This window comes from Psychrilyobacter atlanticus DSM 19335 (assembly GCF_000426625.1).
Classification (GTDB): domain Bacteria; phylum Fusobacteriota; class Fusobacteriia; order Fusobacteriales; family Fusobacteriaceae; genus Psychrilyobacter; species Psychrilyobacter atlanticus.
In genome coordinates this window covers 1311140-1331225 of sequence record NZ_KE384547.1, presented here as the reverse complement: position 1 = coordinate 1331225, position 20086 = coordinate 1311140, and the positions used below count along the sequence as shown (strand labels likewise).

The 20086-nt window shown below is 31.6% G+C and carries 21 protein-coding genes and 1 riboswitch; of the genes, 11 read left to right on the top strand and 10 right to left on the bottom strand.

Translation table 11 applies throughout. The features are described 5' to 3' along the window. Nucleotides 1–241: 241 nt before the first annotated feature. On the top strand, nt 242–1408 hold the full coding sequence (locus K337_RS0106740) for an ABC transporter permease (protein WP_028855939.1): 1167 nt from the start codon (nt 242–244) through the stop codon (nt 1406–1408). Nucleotides 1409–1460: 52 nt separating this feature from the next. Here K337_RS0106740 and K337_RS0106735 read toward each other — a convergent pair whose 3' ends face one another. Further along, entirely contained in the window at nt 1461–1907 is a 447-nt protein-coding gene (locus tag K337_RS0106735; protein WP_028855938.1) for a DUF1353 domain-containing protein, read from the bottom strand. A gap of 241 nt (nt 1908–2148) precedes the next feature. Here K337_RS0106735 and K337_RS0106730 point away from each other — a divergent pair, with 241 nt between their 5' ends. The 3 genes from K337_RS0106730 (at nt 2149) to K337_RS19550 (ending at nt 4699) form a co-directional block, all read left to right on the top strand. Next, nucleotides 2149–2955: a class I SAM-dependent methyltransferase gene (locus K337_RS0106730; RefSeq protein ID WP_028855937.1), complete on the top strand. Its 807-nt coding sequence runs from the start codon at nt 2149–2151 to the stop codon at nt 2953–2955. A gap of 818 nt (nt 2956–3773) precedes the next feature. Beyond that, nucleotides 3774–4430: a PHP-associated domain-containing protein gene (locus tag K337_RS0106720; protein WP_028855936.1), complete on the top strand. Its 657-nt coding sequence runs from the start codon at nt 3774–3776 to the stop codon at nt 4428–4430. 98 nt (nt 4431–4528) lie between these two features. Beyond that, complete coding sequence (locus K337_RS19550) at nt 4529–4699, top strand: rubredoxin (RefSeq protein ID WP_084140806.1); 171 nt, start codon at nt 4529–4531, stop codon at nt 4697–4699. A gap of 64 nt (nt 4700–4763) precedes the next feature. Here K337_RS19550 and K337_RS0106710 read toward each other — a convergent pair whose 3' ends face one another. Then, the gene (locus K337_RS0106710) at nt 4764–5342 is read right to left on the bottom strand and encodes a hypothetical protein (RefSeq protein WP_028855935.1); all 579 of its coding nucleotides are present in this window, start codon (nt 5340–5342) and stop codon (nt 4764–4766) included. 271 nt (nt 5343–5613) lie between these two features. Between K337_RS0106710 and K337_RS0106705 the strand changes: the two genes are divergently transcribed. Together K337_RS0106705 and K337_RS0106700 are read left to right on the top strand one after the other, a co-directional pair. Next, on the top strand, nt 5614–6141 hold the full coding sequence (locus K337_RS0106705) for a hypothetical protein (protein ID WP_028855934.1): 528 nt from the start codon (nt 5614–5616) through the stop codon (nt 6139–6141). A 15-nt stretch (nt 6142–6156) separates the two neighbouring features. Beyond that, entirely contained in the window at nt 6157–6600 is a 444-nt protein-coding gene (locus K337_RS0106700; RefSeq protein ID WP_028855933.1) for a hypothetical protein, read from the top strand. 99 nt (nt 6601–6699) lie between these two features. Here the strand turns inward: K337_RS0106700 and K337_RS0106695 are convergent, their stop codons facing one another. The 8 genes from K337_RS0106695 to lepA all read right to left on the bottom strand — a co-directional run bounded on the left by K337_RS0106695 (nt 6700) and on the right by lepA (nt 12750). Next, nucleotides 6700–7296 (bottom strand): LysO family transporter, encoded by a 597-nt coding sequence (locus tag K337_RS0106695; RefSeq protein ID WP_028855932.1) that lies wholly within the window; start codon nt 7294–7296, stop codon nt 6700–6702. Next, entirely contained in the window at nt 7296–7574 is a 279-nt protein-coding gene (locus tag K337_RS0106690) for a LysO family transporter (RefSeq protein WP_028855931.1), read from the bottom strand. Before K337_RS0106690 ends, K337_RS0106695 begins: the two co-directional genes overlap by 1 nt. Before the next feature lie 34 nt (nt 7575–7608). Beyond that, nucleotides 7609–8295 carry an ABC transporter ATP-binding protein gene (locus K337_RS17850; RefSeq protein ID WP_051251644.1) on the bottom strand — a complete coding sequence of 229 codons (687 nt, stop codon included), beginning with the start codon at nt 8293–8295 and terminating at the stop codon, nt 7609–7611. Then, nucleotides 8292–9014, bottom strand: a complete 723-nt coding sequence (locus tag K337_RS0106680; RefSeq protein ID WP_028855930.1) for an ABC transporter permease — start codon at nt 9012–9014, stop codon at nt 8292–8294. Before K337_RS0106680 ends, K337_RS17850 begins: the two co-directional genes overlap by 4 nt. After that, on the bottom strand, nt 9011–9868 hold the full coding sequence (locus K337_RS0106675) for a substrate-binding domain-containing protein (RefSeq protein WP_028855929.1): 858 nt from the start codon (nt 9866–9868) through the stop codon (nt 9011–9013). The genes K337_RS0106680 and K337_RS0106675 overlap by 4 nt, the downstream gene beginning before the upstream one ends. A 91-nt stretch (nt 9869–9959) precedes the next feature. Beyond that, nucleotides 9960–10475 (bottom strand): cyclic nucleotide-binding domain-containing protein, encoded by a 516-nt coding sequence (locus K337_RS0106670; protein ID WP_051251643.1) that lies wholly within the window; start codon nt 10473–10475, stop codon nt 9960–9962. Nucleotides 10476–10508: 33 nt separating this feature from the next. Further along, the gene (locus K337_RS0106665; RefSeq protein ID WP_028855927.1) at nt 10509–10766 is read right to left on the bottom strand and encodes a hypothetical protein; all 258 of its coding nucleotides are present in this window, start codon (nt 10764–10766) and stop codon (nt 10509–10511) included. A gap of 181 nt (nt 10767–10947) precedes the next feature. Continuing rightward, nucleotides 10948–12750: a translation elongation factor 4 gene (gene lepA / locus K337_RS0106660; protein WP_028855926.1), complete on the bottom strand. Its 1803-nt coding sequence runs from the start codon at nt 12748–12750 to the stop codon at nt 10948–10950. A gap of 234 nt (nt 12751–12984) precedes the next feature. Here lepA and K337_RS17845 point away from each other — a divergent pair, with 234 nt between their 5' ends. The 5 genes from K337_RS17845 to K337_RS0106630 all read left to right on the top strand — a co-directional run bounded on the left by K337_RS17845 (nt 12985) and on the right by K337_RS0106630 (nt 20049). Continuing rightward, nucleotides 12985–13824, top strand: a complete 840-nt coding sequence (locus K337_RS17845; protein WP_051251642.1) for a helix-turn-helix transcriptional regulator — start codon at nt 12985–12987, stop codon at nt 13822–13824. Between the two features lie 175 nt (nt 13825–13999). Next, nucleotides 14000–15433: an MATE family efflux transporter gene (locus K337_RS17840; RefSeq protein WP_051251641.1), complete on the top strand. Its 1434-nt coding sequence runs from the start codon at nt 14000–14002 to the stop codon at nt 15431–15433. 10 nt (nt 15434–15443) lie between these two features. Then, entirely contained in the window at nt 15444–16796 is a 1353-nt protein-coding gene (locus tag K337_RS0106645) for an MATE family efflux transporter (RefSeq protein ID WP_028855925.1), read from the top strand. A gap of 802 nt (nt 16797–17598) precedes the next feature. Next, a riboswitch (purine riboswitch) is annotated at nt 17599–17696 on the top strand. Nucleotides 17697–17831: 135 nt separating this feature from the next. Next, complete coding sequence (locus tag K337_RS0106635; RefSeq protein ID WP_028855924.1) at nt 17832–19157, top strand: uracil-xanthine permease family protein; 1326 nt, start codon at nt 17832–17834, stop codon at nt 19155–19157. A gap of 130 nt (nt 19158–19287) precedes the next feature. Continuing rightward, nucleotides 19288–20049: an FAD binding domain-containing protein gene (locus tag K337_RS0106630; RefSeq protein ID WP_028855923.1), complete on the top strand. Its 762-nt coding sequence runs from the start codon at nt 19288–19290 to the stop codon at nt 20047–20049. Nucleotides 20050–20086 lie beyond the last annotated feature (37 nt).

The following is a 20086-nucleotide window of genomic DNA, read 5'->3' as shown; positions in this document are numbered from 1 at the left end:
AACATCTGAATTCATATGAATTTTATAAAAGATACTTTACCAGGAGATCTTAAGTTTACTTTTTTTTATGATTTATTAAAAAAAGGTTAAAATTAAATAAAATTGAATTTAATTGTGAAGTGTTGTATAAAATATATAGGGAATAATTTTTTGAGAAGAGATAGGATCAATATTATTGATATTGGAATTATGGGAACCTATCACAATTCATGGATAATATAAGAAGAATTGAGGGTGAAATATGATAGAATTTTTTATAGCAAAAAAGCATATTTTTGAAAGGAAAAGACAGAGTGTAGTGGCAATGTTCGGAGTAGCAATAGGAATCATAGTATTAGTAGTTTCCCTTGGGATATCCAATGGGCTGGATAGAAGTATGATGGAAAGTATCTTTTCAATGACTTCCCATATAATAGTCACAAAAAATGGAAAATCCATAGAAAATTACAGGGAGTTCCAGTCAAAGGTAGAAAAGATAAGGGGAGTAAAAGGGGTAGTTCCTCAAAGTTCAGAACAGGGGATATTAAAGTATAATCAAATTCATGGGTCATATGTAACAGGTGTAAAGATAAATGGTCTGGATTTTGATGATGCGAAAAAGACTATGGATTTGGATGAAAAAGTAATTTACGGAACCATGGATGCCAAAACCCCCACAGAATTTATCATAGGAAAGAAACTCTTTGATGACTTAGGAGCAGAATTAGGGGATGAGGTAACTATAGTTACTCCTAAGAATATTCAGATAACTCTGACCATAATAGGAGTATACCAGTCAGGTTATGAGGAATACGATAAAACTATAATAATAGTTCCCCTGAGAGTAGTTCAAATCTTAACCTATGGAGGAGATTCAGTAACAGATTTAGAGGTGTTTTTAGACGATATATACAGTGCAGATAAAACAGCATTACAGATCAGAGAGGAAACCGGTCTTTCTACCAGCACATGGAAAGATTTAAACAGAAATTTATTGGCGTCGTTATCTCTACAGAAAAGTGGAATGATAATGGTATTTTCTCTAATAGTCATCATAGCAGGATTTTTAATCTGGGTAATATTGAGTATGTCTGTCAAAGAAAAAATAAAAGATATAGGAATAATGAGATCTATGGGATTTTCCAGTAAAAATATCATGAGAATATTTATTATAGAGGGGTTATTTTTAGGAGTAGCTGGAATAGTTATTGGATTAATGATTTCAGGTGTAATATTATGGTATCTAAAAAATTATAATATAAATGAAATAACTAGTATTTATAATTTAAATAAAATTCCTGTGGAAATAAAATTTAAAGAGGTGCTTCTAATAATAGGAGCAAATGTTATAATTGTATTTTTGTCCAGTATATTTCCGGCATACAGAGGGGCAAAGTTAGAGGTTGTAGAAGCTTTAAATCATGACTAAGTAAATAAAAGGGGAGGGAGATACTAAATATCTCCCTTTGTTTTTTAATAGATCATATCCCATACTTTGAAGGATCTTTACCAATTTCAATTATTTTATTTTTTAATTTCTCAATATACTTTGAGTCATCCTCATCATTTATCCAGTACCAGTTACCAAATTTTTCTACTGCTTCCCGGATTAAGACTGCTTTTACCGGTTCGACATTATTTTCCAAGAGAAGCTTATAGAATAATTTATCTGCATCTTTTTTTTCCAGCTGATGGGTATGATAAAGCCAGTCATGTATAACGGCGGCTTCCATAAAGTGAGGGTTGAAGGGAGTACCAATTACCTGCCATGCTAAAGACGGGATGCTGGCTCCATCATATTGAAAAAATTGAGGGACCCATATGTCGATATTCTCATATACAGCCTTAAAATCTTCAGCGACTTCATATGCCTGGTCAAGTTTGTTTTTATCTGATTGTACAACAGGGAATAATAATAATCTACTCATAACGCCTCCTGGGAAAAATGATAAAATGATAAATTCTACTATAGAACTATACTTTGCATAAAATAAATTTTATAAATAGATTATATAAAGAAAAAATAAAAATCCTTTAAATGTTCAAATAAAAAAGGGTGAAGGTAACTTTTTATGTAGTATACTCTAATAAATCTAAAACTAAAAAAATTATTATATATGATTTATCGATTTAGATAGGTCAAAAAAGAAAAAATTAAGGGGGAAGAAGATGAAAAATGAAGTTACAGAATATTATGATAAAGTAGCTGTTCATGAATTGGAAAGGTTAAATAATTCATACAGCCTTGTGGAGTTTGAAAGCACTATGTTTTTAATTAAAAAGTATTTTCCTGACAGAGGAAATATTTTAGATATTGGATCGGGTCCTGGCCGATATTCAGTTGAATTGGCAAAGTTAGGATATGATATGACTCTTCTTGATCTTTCTCAAGCTGAATTAGATATAGCCAAAGAACAATTTGAATATCATGGACTTTCTTCTCATGGGTTTCATTGCAGCTGTGCTCTGGATTTAGATCAATTTACAGATGAACAATTTGATTCGATTTTGGTTTTGGGACCCATGTACCATGTTCATGATGAAAGTGATAGGATTAAAATTCAAAATAACGTTCATAGAATTTTGAAAAAAGATGGGATTGCGATTTTTGCATATATAAATACTTGGGGAACTTTAAAATCAAGTTTGTATGAATTATCAGATAGTTTTCATGATGAAAATAATTTTAAACTAATGTTGGATGGAGATTTAAAATTAGACAGTCAAAATGCTTTTACAACAGTACACTTTACTACGCCACCCCAGGCAATAAAAGAGATGAAAAAATCAAATTTTGAAATTCTTTCCTATGCTGGTGCAGAAAGTTTTATCTCTGGAATGAATCTTGAAATTGAAAAGGTCAAAGAAAAATCAAATGATCTCTACAAGAATTATATTAAAGCAGCAGCTGAATATTGCGAGAAACCACAATATAGAGATGCTACTGAACATTTAGTTATAGTTGTAAAAAAATAAAATTTTATAAAAACTACGGGGGAAAGATGAAGATACTTTATGGAACAACCAATGATTCAAAAATTAATCATATGAAAGAGATGGTTAAAGAGTTGGGGGATTGAGATAATTGGAGAATAAAAAATAATAATATAAAAAATGGAGGAGCTGACAGCTCCTCCATTTTTTATATTATTTAGTTACTATCAATAAAGCTATTCCACCAATTATTCCAATAACAATGGTTCTAATATAATCACTTTTCTTTAAACTCAAAATATTTTCCTCCAGAGATTAGTCATAAATATTTTTTCTATCTAAACATTATATCATATCTTATTATGAAATTTTTAAAAATAATGTTGACACTGCATTTAAATATACTGTAAAATAAGACATAATGAATTAATAAAAAACATTTTAGGAGGAAATATGAAAAAAATTCAATGAAACTGACAATTAGTTGAAACTTCCGGTGGAAGTTACAAGGTCTACTGCAAATGGATAGTATAGATGAGGTCAGTTTAGAGAAATTTCTGTTCCTAACTTCTTTTCTTATAGTTTTAAAACTATACCTATTCGCTTTTTTCTGCTTAGATCATCCTTTATATTTAAAATAAACTTTAAATTTCTATAAAGTGAAATCCTAAAGGGATTAATATTTTATGCCATTACTATGGGCTTTATAGAAAAAAATATCAATATATATGTGGAGAATCTTCATATTTTTATTGAACCATTTTTTATTGAAGAAAAATAGAAGATCAGACATAGAAAAGACATGATCTCTATGTTATAAAACAGAAAAAACTAATCAAATTTAGAAGAAGGAGAAAAAAATGTTTATAGATACGCACATGCATTGTATAGAAGGTTCAGATGATAGTTTCATAGAAATTTCAGAGATTGTAAAAAGAGCAAAAACCATGGGATTAAATGGGATCTGTATTACAGATCACGATAATAATAGTGTTAAAGAATATGCCACTCAATATGGAAAAAAACATAATTTTAAGATCTTTGTAGGGGCTGAAATTTTAACTCATGAAGGGGATATATTGGTTTTTGGATTAGATGAAATCCCTACAAAAAAGCTTTATGCTCAGGAATTGATAGATCTAGTAAACTCCAAAGGAGGAGTTACTATTGCTGCTCATCCATTCAGGGAAAATAACAGAGGATGCGGTAAACACCTTAAAAACTTAAAGGGCCTTACTGCTATAGAGACTTTTAATGGCAGTACAAAATCTTATAATAACTTAAACGCTTTTGAGAGTGCTATTGAACTAAATTTAGCTACCACAGCAGCCAGTGATTGCCATACTACCGATGCAATAGGTAAATATTGTACAAAATTTTTGGATAATATTGAAACTGAAAAAGATCTAATAGATGCTATTAAGAGGAGGAGGGTAATACCTGCTGTATATAGAGATGGAGAATATATAAAAATAGATAACTATGAAAAGTATGGAGAGATTTTCCCATTAAATTAGAATAACTCGTGAGTGAATAAAAAATTGGAAAAGTGGTACTTTGATGGTAATATTAAGAATGGATACAGTTAATTAAAATAAGATTAGGGAGGAATTAAATGGAAAAGTGGGCATGTACAGTATGTGGTTATGTTTATAATTCAGAGATAGGTCACCCAAAATCAGGATTAAAAAAAGGTACAAAATGGGAGAATATTCCGAAAGATTGGATTTGTCCCCTCTGTGCTGTAAATAAAGATCAATTTGAAAAAATAGAGGAAAAAAAATAAAAAATGTCTCTTAGTATTTTTCTAAGAGACGTTTTTTATTTAATATTTAAATAGATCTAAAAAATTATATCTCTATTTCTTCAGTGTCTTCAGATGAACTATCCGTTTCATCACTAGTTTCTTCTAAAATTTCCGAGGTCTCCATATATTTTGAAAGAGAGTTTTCTATCTTATTTATAGAAAGCTCACTCATACCTGCTAATTTTAATGCTATTAAAGTATCTTCATTTATTTTATTAGGAGAATAATCATTGATCAATTTTTCAACTAAATTTTCCAGATCAGTGGGGTTATTTGGATCATATTGTGGTATTGAACTTAAGTCTAGATCAGGATTTTTTTCCATTTCTCTTCTAATCTCATTTCTGATTATTTTTTTAGTAGTAATTTCTTCCTTTATTTCTTTTTGTTCAGATTTATCTAGATCTTCGTATTGATCTTTTAGCTTACCCCAGTTTTCTTGAGCATCTTCTGCCTTTATATTCTTTTCATGTTTATTTTTTTCAGGCTTCTCTCTTTCGGGTTTATCCCTCTCAGGTTTCTCTTTTTCCGGTTTATCCTTTCCAGAATTTCCCTTGGCATACAATTCATGAGTCGTTGTCAAAGAAACAATCATTGTTAAAAGCAGTACAAGTTTTTTCATGTTAATCCCCCTAGTTATTATTTGTAATAATATTATTATACAGTATTTTTGAATAAATTTCATTAAAAACTCTTAGGTGTTTAAGGGTTGAAATTGAAAGTTCTTGATTTTCCAATGGATATATAGTAAACTTTTAAAAGTCTATTTTATTAAAAAATGCTTAAAATGTAATTTTTTGTTTTTTAACAATTAAGTTATTGGAGATGGATTATAGGGATTATGGCATTAAATTTTAAGAGAAATAGTAAAAAAAAGGGAAAGAGGAGTTGAAATGAAAAAAAATTATTTGTTTATTATTTTAGTGTTTTTATTTACAGGTTGCGGGACTATGATGGAACCATCTAGGAAAATGGTTACAATTCAATCAGCAACCCCTGTAAAGGCTTATGTCGATGGGAAAAAATTTATTGGAGAAGGGAAAGTATTTGCTTTTAATGCAAGCAATCGAAGTAGAAGTGGGGACGAGTATGTTCTTTTGAAGGAAGTTGGAAATGAAGAAAATGTTCAAACTGTTTATTTAGACAGAGAATATAACCCTTGGGCAACTTGGAATTTCTTATTTGCTTATGGACTTCCTTATATTATAGACTATCCATCAGGGGGAACTGGAAGATTGGCTAACGTAAATTATTATATGCCGGATTTTTCTATGAAAAATCATTCTGAATCTTCAAAGGATGAAGAGGTAGATAGATTAAGTAAGGAACTTGAAAAAATAAAATTAAAGAATGAAATTAAAAAGGAATTAGAACTTGAGAGAACAAAAGAAAGAGTATTAAAGTTAGAAGCAACTAGTTAAAATTAGGAGGAGAATATGAAGATAAGAAATATTATAATGGGTTTGGTAGTTTTGTTCATGACAGCTTGTTCATCTACTACAACTAAAGAGGTAAGAAGCATTATTGTTACAACAAACGTTGAAACAGCAGAAGTATTTGTAGATGGGAAACCATATGGTGAAATTTATGGAGGACTTCTTGTTGTAAACATCCCTTTGAATGGGATTCATTCTATAATGTTGAAAAATGATACAGAATCTAAAAATGAAATAATAGATGACAGTTTTACTGAGAAAACACTTCATTTTTATTTTTCAAAAAAGAGTGAAGGAACTAGTTTAAATAGCAGTAATTCTAAATATGATAAATTAGAAGAACAGTTAAACAATATAAAGGTAAAAAATGAAATAAAACAGGAATTGGAGTTAGAAAGGACTAAGGAAAGAGTACTAAAGGTAGAGGTTCAAAATAGTAAATAAATATATATATAATGTAAGGTTAAAAGTATATTAAAATGAAAAACAGACAGGAATTCCTGTCTGTTTTTTATTTTTTATAAAATAAATTATTAAATGTGATCAAATAGAATAGAAAAAGGGAACTAAAATAGGGACTAATCCCGATAATAAAATTCCATTTATAAATGCTATAACAACAGTTTCCGGATTGGTGTATTTGGAGATTATAGGCAGGGTAGAATCCATGGAAGTAGCTCCTGCAGGAGCTATAGCGGTATAGTCATTTAAATATTTTGCAATGAATGGTATAGAAACCACAGTGATAAGTTCCCGGAAGATATTGGTTAAAAAGGCTATAGTGCCTATCTCTGCGCTGTGTAATTGGGTGAGGATGATCCCAGAAAGACTATACCATCCAAAACCAGAAGAAATAGCTAAACTTAAATTTTTAGGTATATGAAAGATATATCCGCCAATAAGTCCTCCTATTAAACTTCCTGCAATTATAGAAGTTGGGACTACCAAAATAATTAAACTATGTTTTTTTAGGTCTTTAAAAATATGTTTATTTAATCCTATATCTATTCCCACACAAAATATCAAAAGATAAAGTGCTGAATCTATAAGGGTATCGATATATGGGGTAAAGGATTCAGGGATAAAAAAATATCCTCCTAAAATACCAGTGATAATAGAAGCTACTATAGATAGTGTCATTAATTGTTCCTCCTTTTAATTATTATTCTACTCATAAAAAATACTAAAATAATACTGAATAGGGAAGTGAGAAGTGCAAAGACAAGGGAGATACCGCCTATTTTATTTAAATTACTTAGCAGTGATCGGTTGATCCCTATGGTAATTCCAATGGCAAACAATAAAATAATTACTCCTAGATGCTGAAATGCACCATTAAATTTTTTCATCTTATCAGAAAACTTCACTATAGAACCTATTAAAATGCCTAGAATTAATGATATTAAGATATTTTGCATGGCTTCACTCTCCTAATTATAAGAGATACGATCCTTATTTAAGGATCGCATCATAGATTTTATTTTTATATATTTTTAATTCTTTTGAAGACAGGGTTCTTTTAGATTTTGGAAAATCAATGGTAAGAACCTCTTCTATGACAGTTGGTTTTTTAGAAAATATAATGACTTCATCTGCCATGAGTAAAATTTCATCGATATCATGGCTTATCATGATGAGTGTCTTTGAGTATTTTTCCAGGAGGGAGGTTATCAGATCGATTAATTTGATCTTTAGGGAAAAATCTAAAGATTTTAAAGATTCATCCATCAATATTAACTCTGTGTCATATAAAAAAGCACGGGCTATGGCAACCCTTTGCTTCTCACCGCCACTTAAATTTTTAACTAGATTATCTGCCTTATGGGGGATGTGCAGTAGTTTCAGTATATTTAATATTTTTTCCTCGGTAGCTCCAGGTATAATATTCAAATTTTCTTTGACACTTTCCCAGGGAAGGAGTCTGTCCTCCTGAAATATATAACCTACATTTTTAAAATTTTTAACTACTTCTCCAGTATGGTTTATCTCTAATCCGGCAATGATGTTAAAGAGGCTGGTTTTCCCTCCTCCAGAAGGTCCCAAGATTGCAGTGACTTTATTTTTTTTAAATTTATATGTGATCCTATCCAAGATTTTTTCCCCATGGAAGGTGAGGGAAAGATCCTTTAATTCAATCATAAGTACCTCCTAAACCGGTTCTTTAAAGATGTTAAAATTAATTTTGAGATAAGAAAACTGAGAATATATATTATCAGCGTCCATCCTAAAATTGTATCTGTTTCTATATTGAGCCATCCGATGTTTAAACCGTTTCCAATTCCGCCGCTGACCCTGGAGATGACCTCTGCCATGATGATCACCTTAAATGAGGAACCAAGGATGATCTCGGTGGCAGGAAGAAGATATCTGATAAGAGACGGGAGCTGAATCTTAAAGAAACAATCCTTTTTAGAGATATTATATATACTTGCCATCTCCAAGATCTTTTTATCGATCCCCTCCATCCCGCTGACTATATTTAACACCAGGATGGGAATAGTATTGATACAGATTATAAATATCGGAATATACTTGTTATTAAACCAAATTAATGCCAGTAAGATCCATGAAATTATAGGAGTGCTCTGCATAAAAAGTAGCACAGGCCGAATGAAGATCTTAAGATTTTTAGAAGATACTATCCCCAGAACCAGGATTATTCCTATAAGGTAGGTTAGGATGAGTGAGATCCCTAACCGGCCCAGGGTAATGAAGATCTCATTATAATTATTTTGGAGTAAAAATAATGAGGTATAAAAAACCCGTAGGGGGGAAGGCAGGACTAGCGGAGATACCTTAGTCGAAATCCCAGCCCATAAGATTAAAAATACGGTGATGGGAATCAATTTTTTTTTCATCTATTCTCTCCTAAAATTTTTGTATATTCTTCTACCAGCTGATCTCCTTTTTTTCCATCAATAAGAGTTAGGTTCATATACTTAATGGATTCTTCATATCCACTATCACTCAGTTTAATATTAAAATTAATCTGGGCCAGATCTATAAATTCATTGGGATCTTTCTTCAGATCTTTCAGATTGTTTTTATAGTCATCTATAAATTTTTCGATCTCTTTGGAGTGGCTTTTATTATATTTGCTGGTAGTATACAGCCCTACTTGGGGGATTCCAGAAAGGGAAGTTACTTTTTCCCACTCATCCTTATACACAACGGTTCTGATCAATTTAGAATTTTTTTCCAGAACAAGGGTAGCCATAGGTTCAGGAAGGACAGCATTCTCACCTTTTTGAAGGATCATCAGCTTAGCCACTTCAGGAGTGGATCTATAGGTAATCAGAGGAGATATATCGTTATTTTTAAACAAGAACTTTGATATTATATCGGGAGATGAACCCTGAGCCCCAATAAGGATATTTTTTTTGTCCAGGTCTTTTATACTATCTATTTTTTTATTGGATATTATGGAGATAAGCCCCTGACTGGTTACTCCCAATAGTTCTAATTCAATACCTTTCTTTTTTAAATTTTCACCTAAATTAGTGGGAATGACATAGACTCCATCTTGATTCTTAATGAGTTTCGGAATGATTTCTGTATGGACATCCTGATAATAATGGAGACTAACGTCATCTTCCATAGGCAGCATAGGGATGCTGGGTGGAGCTTTTGGGGTATAGACATCTATGGAAAAACTATTTATGGATATAGCCAGACTCAATAAAGCTGTTATTTTTATTTTTTTATTTATCATTTTTTTACTCCTGTTTAAATTTTTTTTTAATCATAAAAAAGTGGCAGAGATATCTACCACTTTGATATTGAAAATATATATCTATTTATATCTATTTTTTGTGGAATTTTCTTAATTTAACCATTTCATCCAACCAATATTCATCGGTTTTAGCAGTTCTTCGACAAGACTCACGAGCGACATTTAAAATTATCTTGCTGAACAACTTCATGTTTTTACTGTGCAGAGAGTAAAGTGCGGATTTAGAAAATACAAGTAACTTTACATCTGTTAAAGCAATAGCAGAAGCAATATATTTGAAGATACCAATAAGTTCAGTTTCACCAAATAAATTTCCCTCCTTAAATCGAATTAATTCAATTTCAATGTCATCCTGTTGTTTAACTATTTTAATTTCACCACTTTGGATAATAAAGATATTATTTGGTGATTCCCCCTGGGTAAAGACAGCCTCTCCTTTTTTAAAGGAAGCTGTAGTCAGCATGGGAATAAGGCATTCTAGTTCTCCGGCAGTTAAACCGCCAAAGAGTGATATTTTGTTTAACATAGAAAAAATTAATTGTTTTTCCTTATAAGTTACCTCAGGTTTAGATTTATTTGTATTCATAGCTATAATTAAAACTCCCTTACATTTTAGATTTTAGACTTTTTTCTCTATATAGGCAATAATCTCATGAAGTAATTCCTTCTTATGATGATCAGTGACCTCAGTTAAATATGATTCTAAATCTTTTATATCAGATTCGATCTCCTCTTTTGGAATGATATCATAGGCTCGGTCTAATTCTATATGTAATTCATGGATAACAGTATCGTGTAATTTTAAAAATGCATCAACTTCTTCAGCTCTTTCATACATAGGTAGTTCTTTTATAATTTCATCAATTCTTGAATTCATATATTTCCCCCTCATATTTTGATTAATATTAGTTTACTATATAATGGATGAAATACCTAAATTTATTTTATTTCAAAAAAGCAACATGATCTTGTATCCAAAAAATCACAATTCAGATTTTTATAATTTTCTAGACAATAAAAAACTAGCTGATATCTATCAGCTAGTTTTAATTTTCTATTTAGTCACTTAATTTTAAAACTGAGATGAATGCTTCTTGTGGTATCTCTACATTACCAATCTGCTTCATTCTTTTCTTACCAGCTTTTTGTTTCTCTAATAATTTTTTCTTTCTACTTATATCTCCACCATAACATTTAGCTGTAACGTTCTTTCTAAATGCTCTAATAGTTTCTCTTGCTATTATTTTAGCTCCCAGTGCAGCTTGAATAGGTATTTCAAATTGTTGTCTTGGGATGATCTCTTTTAATTTTTCTACGATTACCCTTCCTCTAGCTGTTGCATGGTCTGTATGTGCGATAAATGAGAACGCATCTACACCTTCACCAGATACTAAGATATTAACTTTTACTAGATCTCCAGGTCTATATCCTATCATCTCATATTCAAATGAAGCATATCCCTTAGTTCTAGATTTTAATTTATCATAAAAATCTAATACGATCTCTGCAAGGGGTAACTCATATGTGATCATAGCACGAGTATCATCGATATAGTTCATACTTACATATGTTCCTCTTTTTAATTGACATAATTCCATAACTCCACCAACATAGTCTTTTGGAACTATTATATTTCCTTTGATATATGGTTCTTCCACGATTACCTTACCTTGTCCTCCACCTGGGAAATCTTCCGGGTTATCAATAGTATACATTGGTTGATTTTCCTTATGGATTCTATACTCAACTGATGGTGAAGTAGATATAAGGTCGATATTATATTCTCTTCTAAGTCTTTCTACAATGATCTCCATATGTAAAAGGCCCAAGAATCCACATCTAAATCCAAATCCTAATGCTAATGATGTTTCAGGTTCAAAAGTAAGTGAAGCATCGTTTAATTGTAATTTTTCAATAGCTTCCCTAAGATCTTCATAGTCATCGGTAGATATTGGATATAATCCAGCAAATACCATTGATTGAGCTGGTCTATAACCGTCTAGTGGAGTTTCACAAGGGGTTTTAAGACTAGTAATCGTGTCTCCTACCTGTGAATCGTGGATAGATTTTGTACCAGTAATAACATATCCTACAGATCCTGCAGTCAATACATTAGTAGGAGTCATCCCAGGAGAGAATATACCACATTCAAGAACATCAAATTGGTGATCGTTAGAGAATACTTTAACCTTATCTCCTTTTTTTATAGTTCCATCTATAACTCTTACATAGGTAATTACACCTCTATAATCATCAAAATGTGAATCAAATATAAGAGCTTTTAGAGGCCCGTCTTCACTGTTTGAAGGAGCAGGGACAAATTTAACGATAGCTTCTAAAAGATCTTCTATTCCTATACCTGATTTAGCAGATGTAAGAACTGCTTCATCAGCAGGAATACCAATAACGTCTTCTATTTCATTTCTAACCTTTTCTACATCAGCAGCAGGTAGATCTATCTTATTGATTACTGGTACTACTTCTAAGTCTTGCTCTAAAGCCAGGTATACATTTGCTAAAGTTTGTGCTTCTACACCTTGAGCTGCATCTACTACTAATAGTGCACCTTCACAGGCAGCTAGAGATCTCGATACCTCATAGATAAAGTCTACATGTCCTGGTGTATCGATTAAATTTAGTTCATATGTTTTACCGTCATTAGCTTTATAGTTAATTGTTACAGTATTAGCTTTTATTGTGATACCCTTTTCTTTTTCTAAATCCATACTGTCTAATAACTGGTTTTCCATATCTCTATCTGCAACAGTTCCTGTTGATTGGATAAGTCTATCAGCTAAGGTTGATTTTCCGTGGTCTATATGTGCGATGATTGAAAAGTTTCTTTTTAATTCTTGTGACACAACGTTCCTCCTAATGTTTATATTAAATTTTTTATAAATTAATTTATAATTTTACATTCTATTATAAGCTATCTCAGTAGAAAAAGCAACCATTACTCCCTCTACTTTGTTTTCTATATGGGACATGGATATTGTAGGTCAGCTCTTATCTTTCTATCTTTTGACTTTAATTTTTAATTAACTAATTTTTACTATATACTTAGGTAGAGATTAATATAATATTGGAGGGAAGTTATGAGTGATAAGAAAATAAGGTTTACCGTCCCAAACTTTGTCAATGAAATAACATTTAGGGATATAGAGAACTTTGATATAAAGATTAATAGTTTTTTTAACAGATTATTTACCAGCTCCTACACCAGTGTAGATAAATATCCATTTAAGAAGAGTTCGGGAAACAAAAAGATACAGTTTAATCTAAACAAAGAAAATCAATTAATCTATGATAATTTGCTTCCTAAAAATAAGATACAAAATGAGTCAGAGTATTTTAGAGACCTTATAAGAACATATATATCCCAGCCTCACTATAAGAGGGAAAGAAAAATTTTTTATTCTGAATATGAGTCCATACAAAAAGCTATACAGAGGAAGGAAGAAGTTTTAATAACCCACTTAGGGAATGATTATATAGTAGAACCTTATTTTTTTAAAGTTACATCTGAGGAGAAAAATAATTTTTTATTTTGCTGGATATACGAAAGGGAAGAATACAGTGTCTTTAACCTATCCAGAATATCTAAGGTAACTTCTATAAGATTTAGAAAAAATAAAAGATATGTGGATTCGGATTATATAGACAAAGTACATAAAAACTTTGATCCTTTCCTATCTTACGGGAATATCGTAAAGGTTAGATTAACAGACCAGGGAAAGATTTGGTTCAAAAGGATAAGTCATTATAAACCAACTTTGGTGAAGATAGAGGGAGATATATATTACTGTGAATCCAGTGACAGAAAAGCCACCTTATATTTTTCTAGGTTTTATGATGAAGCTGAAATTTTAGAACCCCTGTCTCTGAGAAAAAAAATAAAGGTTCTTTTGAAAGATACCCTGTCTCAATATGAGTAAAGATGAACCTAAAAAATGAACCTTTTGAATGAATATATATCTATAACTTCTTTATTTTGATTATCCTCAAGACAAAATATAATGAACCTTTAAAATAAAAAGAAGCAGTATTGAGAGGGAGTTATTTTAGTGGTAGAATATATAGTATAAAAAAAGCTTATATTCGGGGTGATCTATGAAGACAATGAAGAAAAGAAAGATGATACTAGAGGGGAATATGTATAAGGTAATAATCTTACTCTCCCTTCCTATAATGTTAAACAACCTTATACAGACCATGTATAATCTGACAGATACATATTTTTTAAGCAAATTAGGTGCAGTAGAAGTAGCTTCTATGACCTTGGCTTGGCCGGTTGTGTTTTTACAGCTGGCATTAGGAGTGGGAATAGGTATAGCCGGGACTACTCTAATATCTCAAAATATAGGTGCAAAGAAAATAGACGAAGCTAAAAAAATAGCAGGACAGCTGGTAAGTTTTGCCATGGGATTTTCTATACTACTCAGTATAAGTGGAATAATAAGTACACCATATATATTAAAAGTTATGGGAGCAACAGGTGATATATACAGCAATGCTTATACCTATCTGGTACTTATAGTTGGAGGAGCTCCCCTTATGTATGCTGGTTTTGTATATTCATCTATAAAACAGGGAGAGGGAGATACGATATCTCCTATGATCCTCAGCCTTATATCTGTAACTATCAATATAGTGCTGGATCCAATATTTATATTTTACCTAGACCTGGGAATAAAGGGAGCAGCTTTGGCTACCCTCCTTGCAAGAGCTATAATGTTATTCTATATAATATACCAATTATTTATAAGGGACACTCCTATGAAGTTAAGATTGAAAGATCTGAAACCAGAGTTTAGTTATATAAAAAGATTAACAACATTAGGAATCCCAGCCTCTATAGGACAAGCTACCATAGCTATGGGGTTTGTTGTACTTAATAGTTTTGTAAATACCTATGGAGAGTTAACCCTGGCTGCCTTTGGAATTGGAAACAGGATAAACGGACTAATAGTGATGCCTGCCATGGGAATTGGAGGGGCTGTATCTTCCATAGTTGGTCAAAATATAGGAAATAATGATGTGAAGAGAGTTAAGGAATGTGTATTTAAGAGTTCAGTTTTAGGAGCAATTTTTTCTATAGCAGGTACGGCTATCCTGTTATTCTGGGGAAGCACTATTGTTAGGTTTTTCTCTACCAACAAAGATATCATATATCTAGGAAATGATTATTTAAAGTATATCTCTTTAAGTTTAATAGGGCTGGCTATCCTTCCTATAATTACAGGAGCATTACAGGGTGCGGGGCAGACAAAAAAAGCCATGTATCTCAGTATGTCCAGACTCTGGGTATTTAGATTACCTACTCTATTGTTGCTGCCATATTTTATAGGTAAAACGGAAAAGGTTATATGGTATGCTATATCTTCTAGTAATATAATCGCTATGCTGGTTGCCATCTACTTCTATAAAAGATCTGAATTCAAAAGTATAGTAGGTGATACTGAAGATGAGAGGGTAAAAGATAAAATAAACCAAGGTGTAGAAATTGAGATGGAAGCTGAATTTACGAAGATAGAAACTAAATAAGGAGCATTTGATGATTAATCGATTAGAAAGTGAACCGATATCAAAATTATTAATAGAATACTCTATACCTGCTATATTGGGAATGGTAGTAACAGTTATGTATTCTGTAGTAGATACTATGTTTATTGGCCATAGATTGGGAACAGAATCTTTGGCAGGAGTTGCGATGGTTTTTCCGCTTTCTAGAGTATCTAATTCAATCTCTGTGTTAATTAGTGCTGGAGGCGGAGTCTTGATCTCTATAGCCTTAGGGGAAAAGAACAAAGACAAGGTGAAAAAGATATTAGGAAATCAAATTTTTCTAACTCTGACTCTATGTTTAGTAATAATAGTAAGTCAGGTATTATTTTTACCGTATTTTTTAAAAGGTCATGATAATAATTTAAAAATGGTAGAAGAAGCTATAAGTTATGGGAGAGTATTTTTGTTCTGTTCCTTCTTTAATACTGTGACACTGAGCTTCAATAATGCTATAAGGGCTCAAGGTTATCCAAAATTAGTTTTGTTGACTGCTGTGGCCAGTTCTTTGACCAATATAGTTTTAGATTATATCTTTATATTCCCATTGAATTTAGGAGTTAGAGGAGCAGCTATAGCTAGTTTGATAGCCAGTATTTTACCCCTATGGATGATAGCTTACTTTATGTCGAAAAACAACAGATTAATGAGAATAAAATTAAAGGATTTAAAATTTGATTTTAAAATAATAAAAAATATTTTGAAATTAGGTGCTGCTACAGCAATAATACCATTTGCAAATGGGGCATTAATAGGTATCTTCAATATGAAATTAATAGTTTTAGGAGGTACCACTGCAGTAGCTGTTTATGGGATATATATGACTATTCATTCTGTTGTTTTGATGATCAGTTCAGGCATTTCAGCAGGAGTACAGCCAATCATAAGCCATAACCTAGGTGCTGAAAAATATTTTAGAGTTTCAGAAGCAATAAAAATTGCTGTAAAAAGCGGTACTTTAATATCCTTAGGAATATTTTTCTTAATCCAGTTATTTCCCGGGCTAATCATAAAAAGTTTTATTACTGACAGCGAAACTATTGAGTTAGGGATAGAGGCTTTGAGGTACGGATTTATCCTTGCTCCAGTTATGATAATGACTATCATGATTTCAGGTGTTTATAGAGCTATGGGGGATGCTAAAAAAGCATTCACTTATAATTTTTTAAGAAAAGTTATAATTATATTTCCTATTATATTTATACTTCCAAATATCCTAGGAATAAAAGGAATATGGTTAGCAAGACCTATATCAGATCTCATAGCATTAACTATAATGCTGCCGGCATTACTAAAAACCATAAAAAAATTAAACTCTAAAGTAGAAATTTCTACTTTAACTTAAATGTTAGTTGCTCTTTAAATAAAGAGCAACTTTTTTTCGTGTATGCGATAGCATCAGCGTTCAATTTCTTTAACTCCCGCTGAACACGAATCTCTACCGAGATACACAGAAATTCTCTAATTTTCACAGATAATCAATCCTCTCAACGCAGAGTCCTAGAGTGCATTGAGTTTCACAGAGATATTTACTTTACACTAAGTCTACGGAGAAAAAATAAAAAGTATATGAGGCTTTATTTATTCTTCGCGATCTTCGGATATAAGTTTTTTTACTAAAAAAAGAAAAATCAGCGATTATTATAGTCTTTTTGTGTATGCGATAGCATTCGTGTTCTTCCTTTTAAAATCTTTTTCTCTTACTATAATTCTTGACTAGGTCTATTCTCTATCTCTTGATTTTTCATTATTAGTTGTACATTATCAATTATCCATTGACGTCTTACTTCAAAAATACCTTCTCATTTCACTTCTAAGCTTTCCTAAAAACTTCCCCTTGTAATTACACCTTTACTATTGGGATTGGATAAGTATTGACTAAAAAAACAGGGACAATTTATTTTTTAAAAAAATGTTTCTATTAATCAAAGAAATCACCTGTATTTATAAACTTACAAATTAGAGGTTAAAAATGGTATTTACTTATACATTTGAACCCTCATAATATTAATTTTAAATTTTTATAAGGGGATAAAATCAACCTAAAAAAATTAGAGAATTCACTTCTAATAAAAAAAGCAATTAATCTCAATGAGATTAATTGCTTTTTTTATTATTCTTCTTGACATTGTCATATAAATATCGTATTATAACCACATAAATTAACTCGTATATGCTCTTAATAAGGAGGAGCGTCTCTACAGGTCACCGTAAACGACCTACTATGAGTGAAAAAATTAAGTATATGGTGAATTCTACTAAGTTATTAGGGGAGTTCTTTAACCTAAATGCCTATTTTCTCACTTATTGGGAGGAGTGGGCATTTTTTGTTTACTCGAACCACAATTAGAGTTATAAAAAAGACTTTAGGAGGAACAAAATGAAAAATAGATCACCATATGATTTGGATGGAGTACCGGTACTGAAGGAAGCTATACCATTAGGTTTACAGCATATATTAGCAATGTTTGTGAGTAACCTGGCACCGATATTGATAGTTGGAGGAGTTATAGGAATTCCAAGTGAGAAGTTGACATTTTTAATTCAATGTACTATGTTTGTATCAGGGATAAATACATTGATTCAGGCATATAGAATAGGGCCTATTGGAGCTAGATTACCAGTTGTTGTGGGAACAAGTTTTGCATTCGTACCTGTGGCGATCTCAATCGGATTAAAATATGGATTCGAGGGTGTATTAGGAGCAGCATTGGTCGGTGGATTATTTGAAGCATTTATCGGATTGTTCATGAGAAAAGTTAGAAAGTTTTTCCCACCAATCGTAACAGGTGTAGTAGTTTTATCTATTGGGCTATCTTTATTACCAGTTGGGATAAAAAACTTAGCTGGCGGATTTGGAGCAAAAGATTTTGGATCATTATCAAACTTATTTTTAGGTGGAACAGTACTAGTAGTTGTTATTATCTTCAATCAATTTGCAAAGGGTATTTGGAGAACAGCAGCAATAGCAGTTGGAACAGTAGCAGGAATAATAATAGCAGGATTTATGGGGAAGATCGATTTTGGAGCTGTAAGTCAAGCCAGTTACTTTGTAGTACCTAAACCATTTACATATGGATTAGAATTTCATCTAGACGCTATATTAGCAATGATGCTGATGTATGTAGTATCAGCTGTGGAAACAGTAGGAGACATGTCAGGAGTAACAATGGGTGGAGCCAATAGAGAAGTAACAGATAAAGAATTATCTGGAGGAATCTTAGCCGATGGTTTTGGAGGAGTTGTAGCAGCTTCTTTTAGTATCTTACCGACTACTTCATTCAGCCAAAATACAGGAATTGTAGCCATGACAGGAGTTATGAGTAGATTTGTTGTAGGAACTGGAGCCATGTTCTTAATAGTAGGAGCGTTTATTCCAAAGATAGGAGCATTGATATCTATCATACCTGCCAGTGTCATAGGTGGAAGTTTAGTTATGTTATTTGCAATGATAGCTATAAGTGGAATAAATTTGATCACAAAAGAGCAATTAGTAGGTAGAAATGCAGTAATAGTAGCTGTGGCTCTAGGATTAGGATTTGGAATGGGAAGTGTTCCAGAAGCATTAGCTTATTTACCTGAGTCGTTTAAATTAATATTTGGAGGATCTGGAATAGTTGTATCAGCTGGAATAGCAGTTGTATTAAATATAATCCTGCCTAAAGAAATAGAGCAAAAAGAAGAAATCAAATTAAAAAGAGCATAGATGTTTTAAAATAAGTAAAACAGCTGAAATTACTTTTCGGCTGTTTTTTTTATAAAGTAACAGGTGTTAAAAAGAGGAAAAATAAAAAATAAACAGTAAAGAAAATAAGAAAAAAACGTAGGAGGAGAGTATGTTTACAATAAAACAGCATTTAATGGCTCAGTCCATAGAGGAAGGGTATGAAACTTTAGTTAAAAATAGAAATAATCTGATCTTAGGAGGGACAGCCTTTTTGAGATTAGGAAATAAAAATATCAATATAGGGATAGATCTGTCTAATTTAGAATTGGATTATATCAGAGAAGACGAAAATAATATAGAGATAGGCCCTATGACAACTTTTAGAAGTATAGAAACTAATAAGTTGTTAAAGGAAAATTTTGATGGGATAGTAGCTGAATCAGTAGAGGAAATTGTAGGTATCCAATTAAGATCTGTTATAACTGCAGGGGCTACAGTAGCTTCTAAATATGGGTTTTCAGATTTTATAACAGCACTTCTATCTTTGGATACTCATATAGAGTTGTATAAGGGTGGAGTCATGTCTTTAGAAACATATTTAGCTGAGGAAAAAGTGCCTAAAGATATATTGGTAAGAATTATAATTAAAAAGGATGGAAAAAAAGCAGCTTTTAAAACTATGAGAAATTCAAAGAGTGATTATGCTATCTTAAATTGTGCTGTTTCCAACCTAGGTGGAGAATATAGAATAGCTGTAGGAGCTAGACCTGGAAGGGCAGTAGTAAAAATAATTAATAACGATGAACTGATGAATAATATAGAAGCAGTAGTAGATGAGATGAAATTTGGAACAAATATGAGAGCCAGTGGAGAATACAGAAAGATGATAGCAAAAGTTCTGATTAGAAGATGTATAGAGGAAGTGAAATAAAAAATTATAACAATAGATATTAGTTATAAAGAGGTTT

Excerpts from the sequence above, each read along its gene's own strand:
- K337_RS0106740 (WP_028855939.1), top strand. The coding sequence starts at position 242 with ATGATAGAATTTTTTATAGCAAAAAAGCATATTTTTGAAAGGAAAAGA.
- K337_RS0106735 (WP_028855938.1), bottom strand. The coding sequence starts at position 1,907 with ATGAGTAGATTATTATTATTCCCTGTTGTACAATCAGATAAAAACAAA.
- K337_RS0106730 (WP_028855937.1), top strand. The coding sequence starts at position 2,149 with ATGAAAAATGAAGTTACAGAATATTATGATAAAGTAGCTGTTCATGAA.
- K337_RS0106720 (WP_028855936.1), top strand. The coding sequence starts at position 3,774 with ATGTTTATAGATACGCACATGCATTGTATAGAAGGTTCAGATGATAGT.
- K337_RS19550 (WP_084140806.1), top strand. The coding sequence starts at position 4,529 with ATGGAAAAGTGGGCATGTACAGTATGTGGTTATGTTTATAATTCAGAG.
- K337_RS0106710 (WP_028855935.1), bottom strand. The coding sequence starts at position 5,342 with ATGAAAAAACTTGTACTGCTTTTAACAATGATTGTTTCTTTGACAACG.
- K337_RS0106705 (WP_028855934.1), top strand. The coding sequence starts at position 5,614 with ATGAAAAAAAATTATTTGTTTATTATTTTAGTGTTTTTATTTACAGGT.
- K337_RS0106700 (WP_028855933.1), top strand. The coding sequence starts at position 6,157 with ATGAAGATAAGAAATATTATAATGGGTTTGGTAGTTTTGTTCATGACA.
- K337_RS0106695 (WP_028855932.1), bottom strand. The coding sequence starts at position 7,296 with ATGACACTATCTATAGTAGCTTCTATTATCACTGGTATTTTAGGAGGA.
- K337_RS0106690 (WP_028855931.1), bottom strand. The coding sequence starts at position 7,574 with ATGCAAAATATCTTAATATCATTAATTCTAGGCATTTTAATAGGTTCT.
- K337_RS17850 (WP_051251644.1), bottom strand. The coding sequence starts at position 8,295 with ATGATTGAATTAAAGGATCTTTCCCTCACCTTCCATGGGGAAAAAATC.
- K337_RS0106680 (WP_028855930.1), bottom strand. The coding sequence starts at position 9,014 with ATGAAAAAAAAATTGATTCCCATCACCGTATTTTTAATCTTATGGGCT.
- K337_RS0106675 (WP_028855929.1), bottom strand. The coding sequence starts at position 9,868 with ATGATAAATAAAAAAATAAAAATAACAGCTTTATTGAGTCTGGCTATA.
- K337_RS0106670 (WP_051251643.1), bottom strand. The coding sequence starts at position 10,475 with ATGAATACAAATAAATCTAAACCTGAGGTAACTTATAAGGAAAAACAA.
- K337_RS0106665 (WP_028855927.1), bottom strand. The coding sequence starts at position 10,766 with ATGAATTCAAGAATTGATGAAATTATAAAAGAACTACCTATGTATGAA.
- K337_RS17845 (WP_051251642.1), top strand. The coding sequence starts at position 12,985 with ATGAGTGATAAGAAAATAAGGTTTACCGTCCCAAACTTTGTCAATGAA.
- K337_RS17840 (WP_051251641.1), top strand. The coding sequence starts at position 14,000 with ATGAAGACAATGAAGAAAAGAAAGATGATACTAGAGGGGAATATGTAT.
- K337_RS0106645 (WP_028855925.1), top strand. The coding sequence starts at position 15,444 with ATGATTAATCGATTAGAAAGTGAACCGATATCAAAATTATTAATAGAA.
- K337_RS0106635 (WP_028855924.1), top strand. The coding sequence starts at position 17,832 with ATGAAAAATAGATCACCATATGATTTGGATGGAGTACCGGTACTGAAG.
- K337_RS0106630 (WP_028855923.1), top strand. The coding sequence starts at position 19,288 with ATGTTTACAATAAAACAGCATTTAATGGCTCAGTCCATAGAGGAAGGG.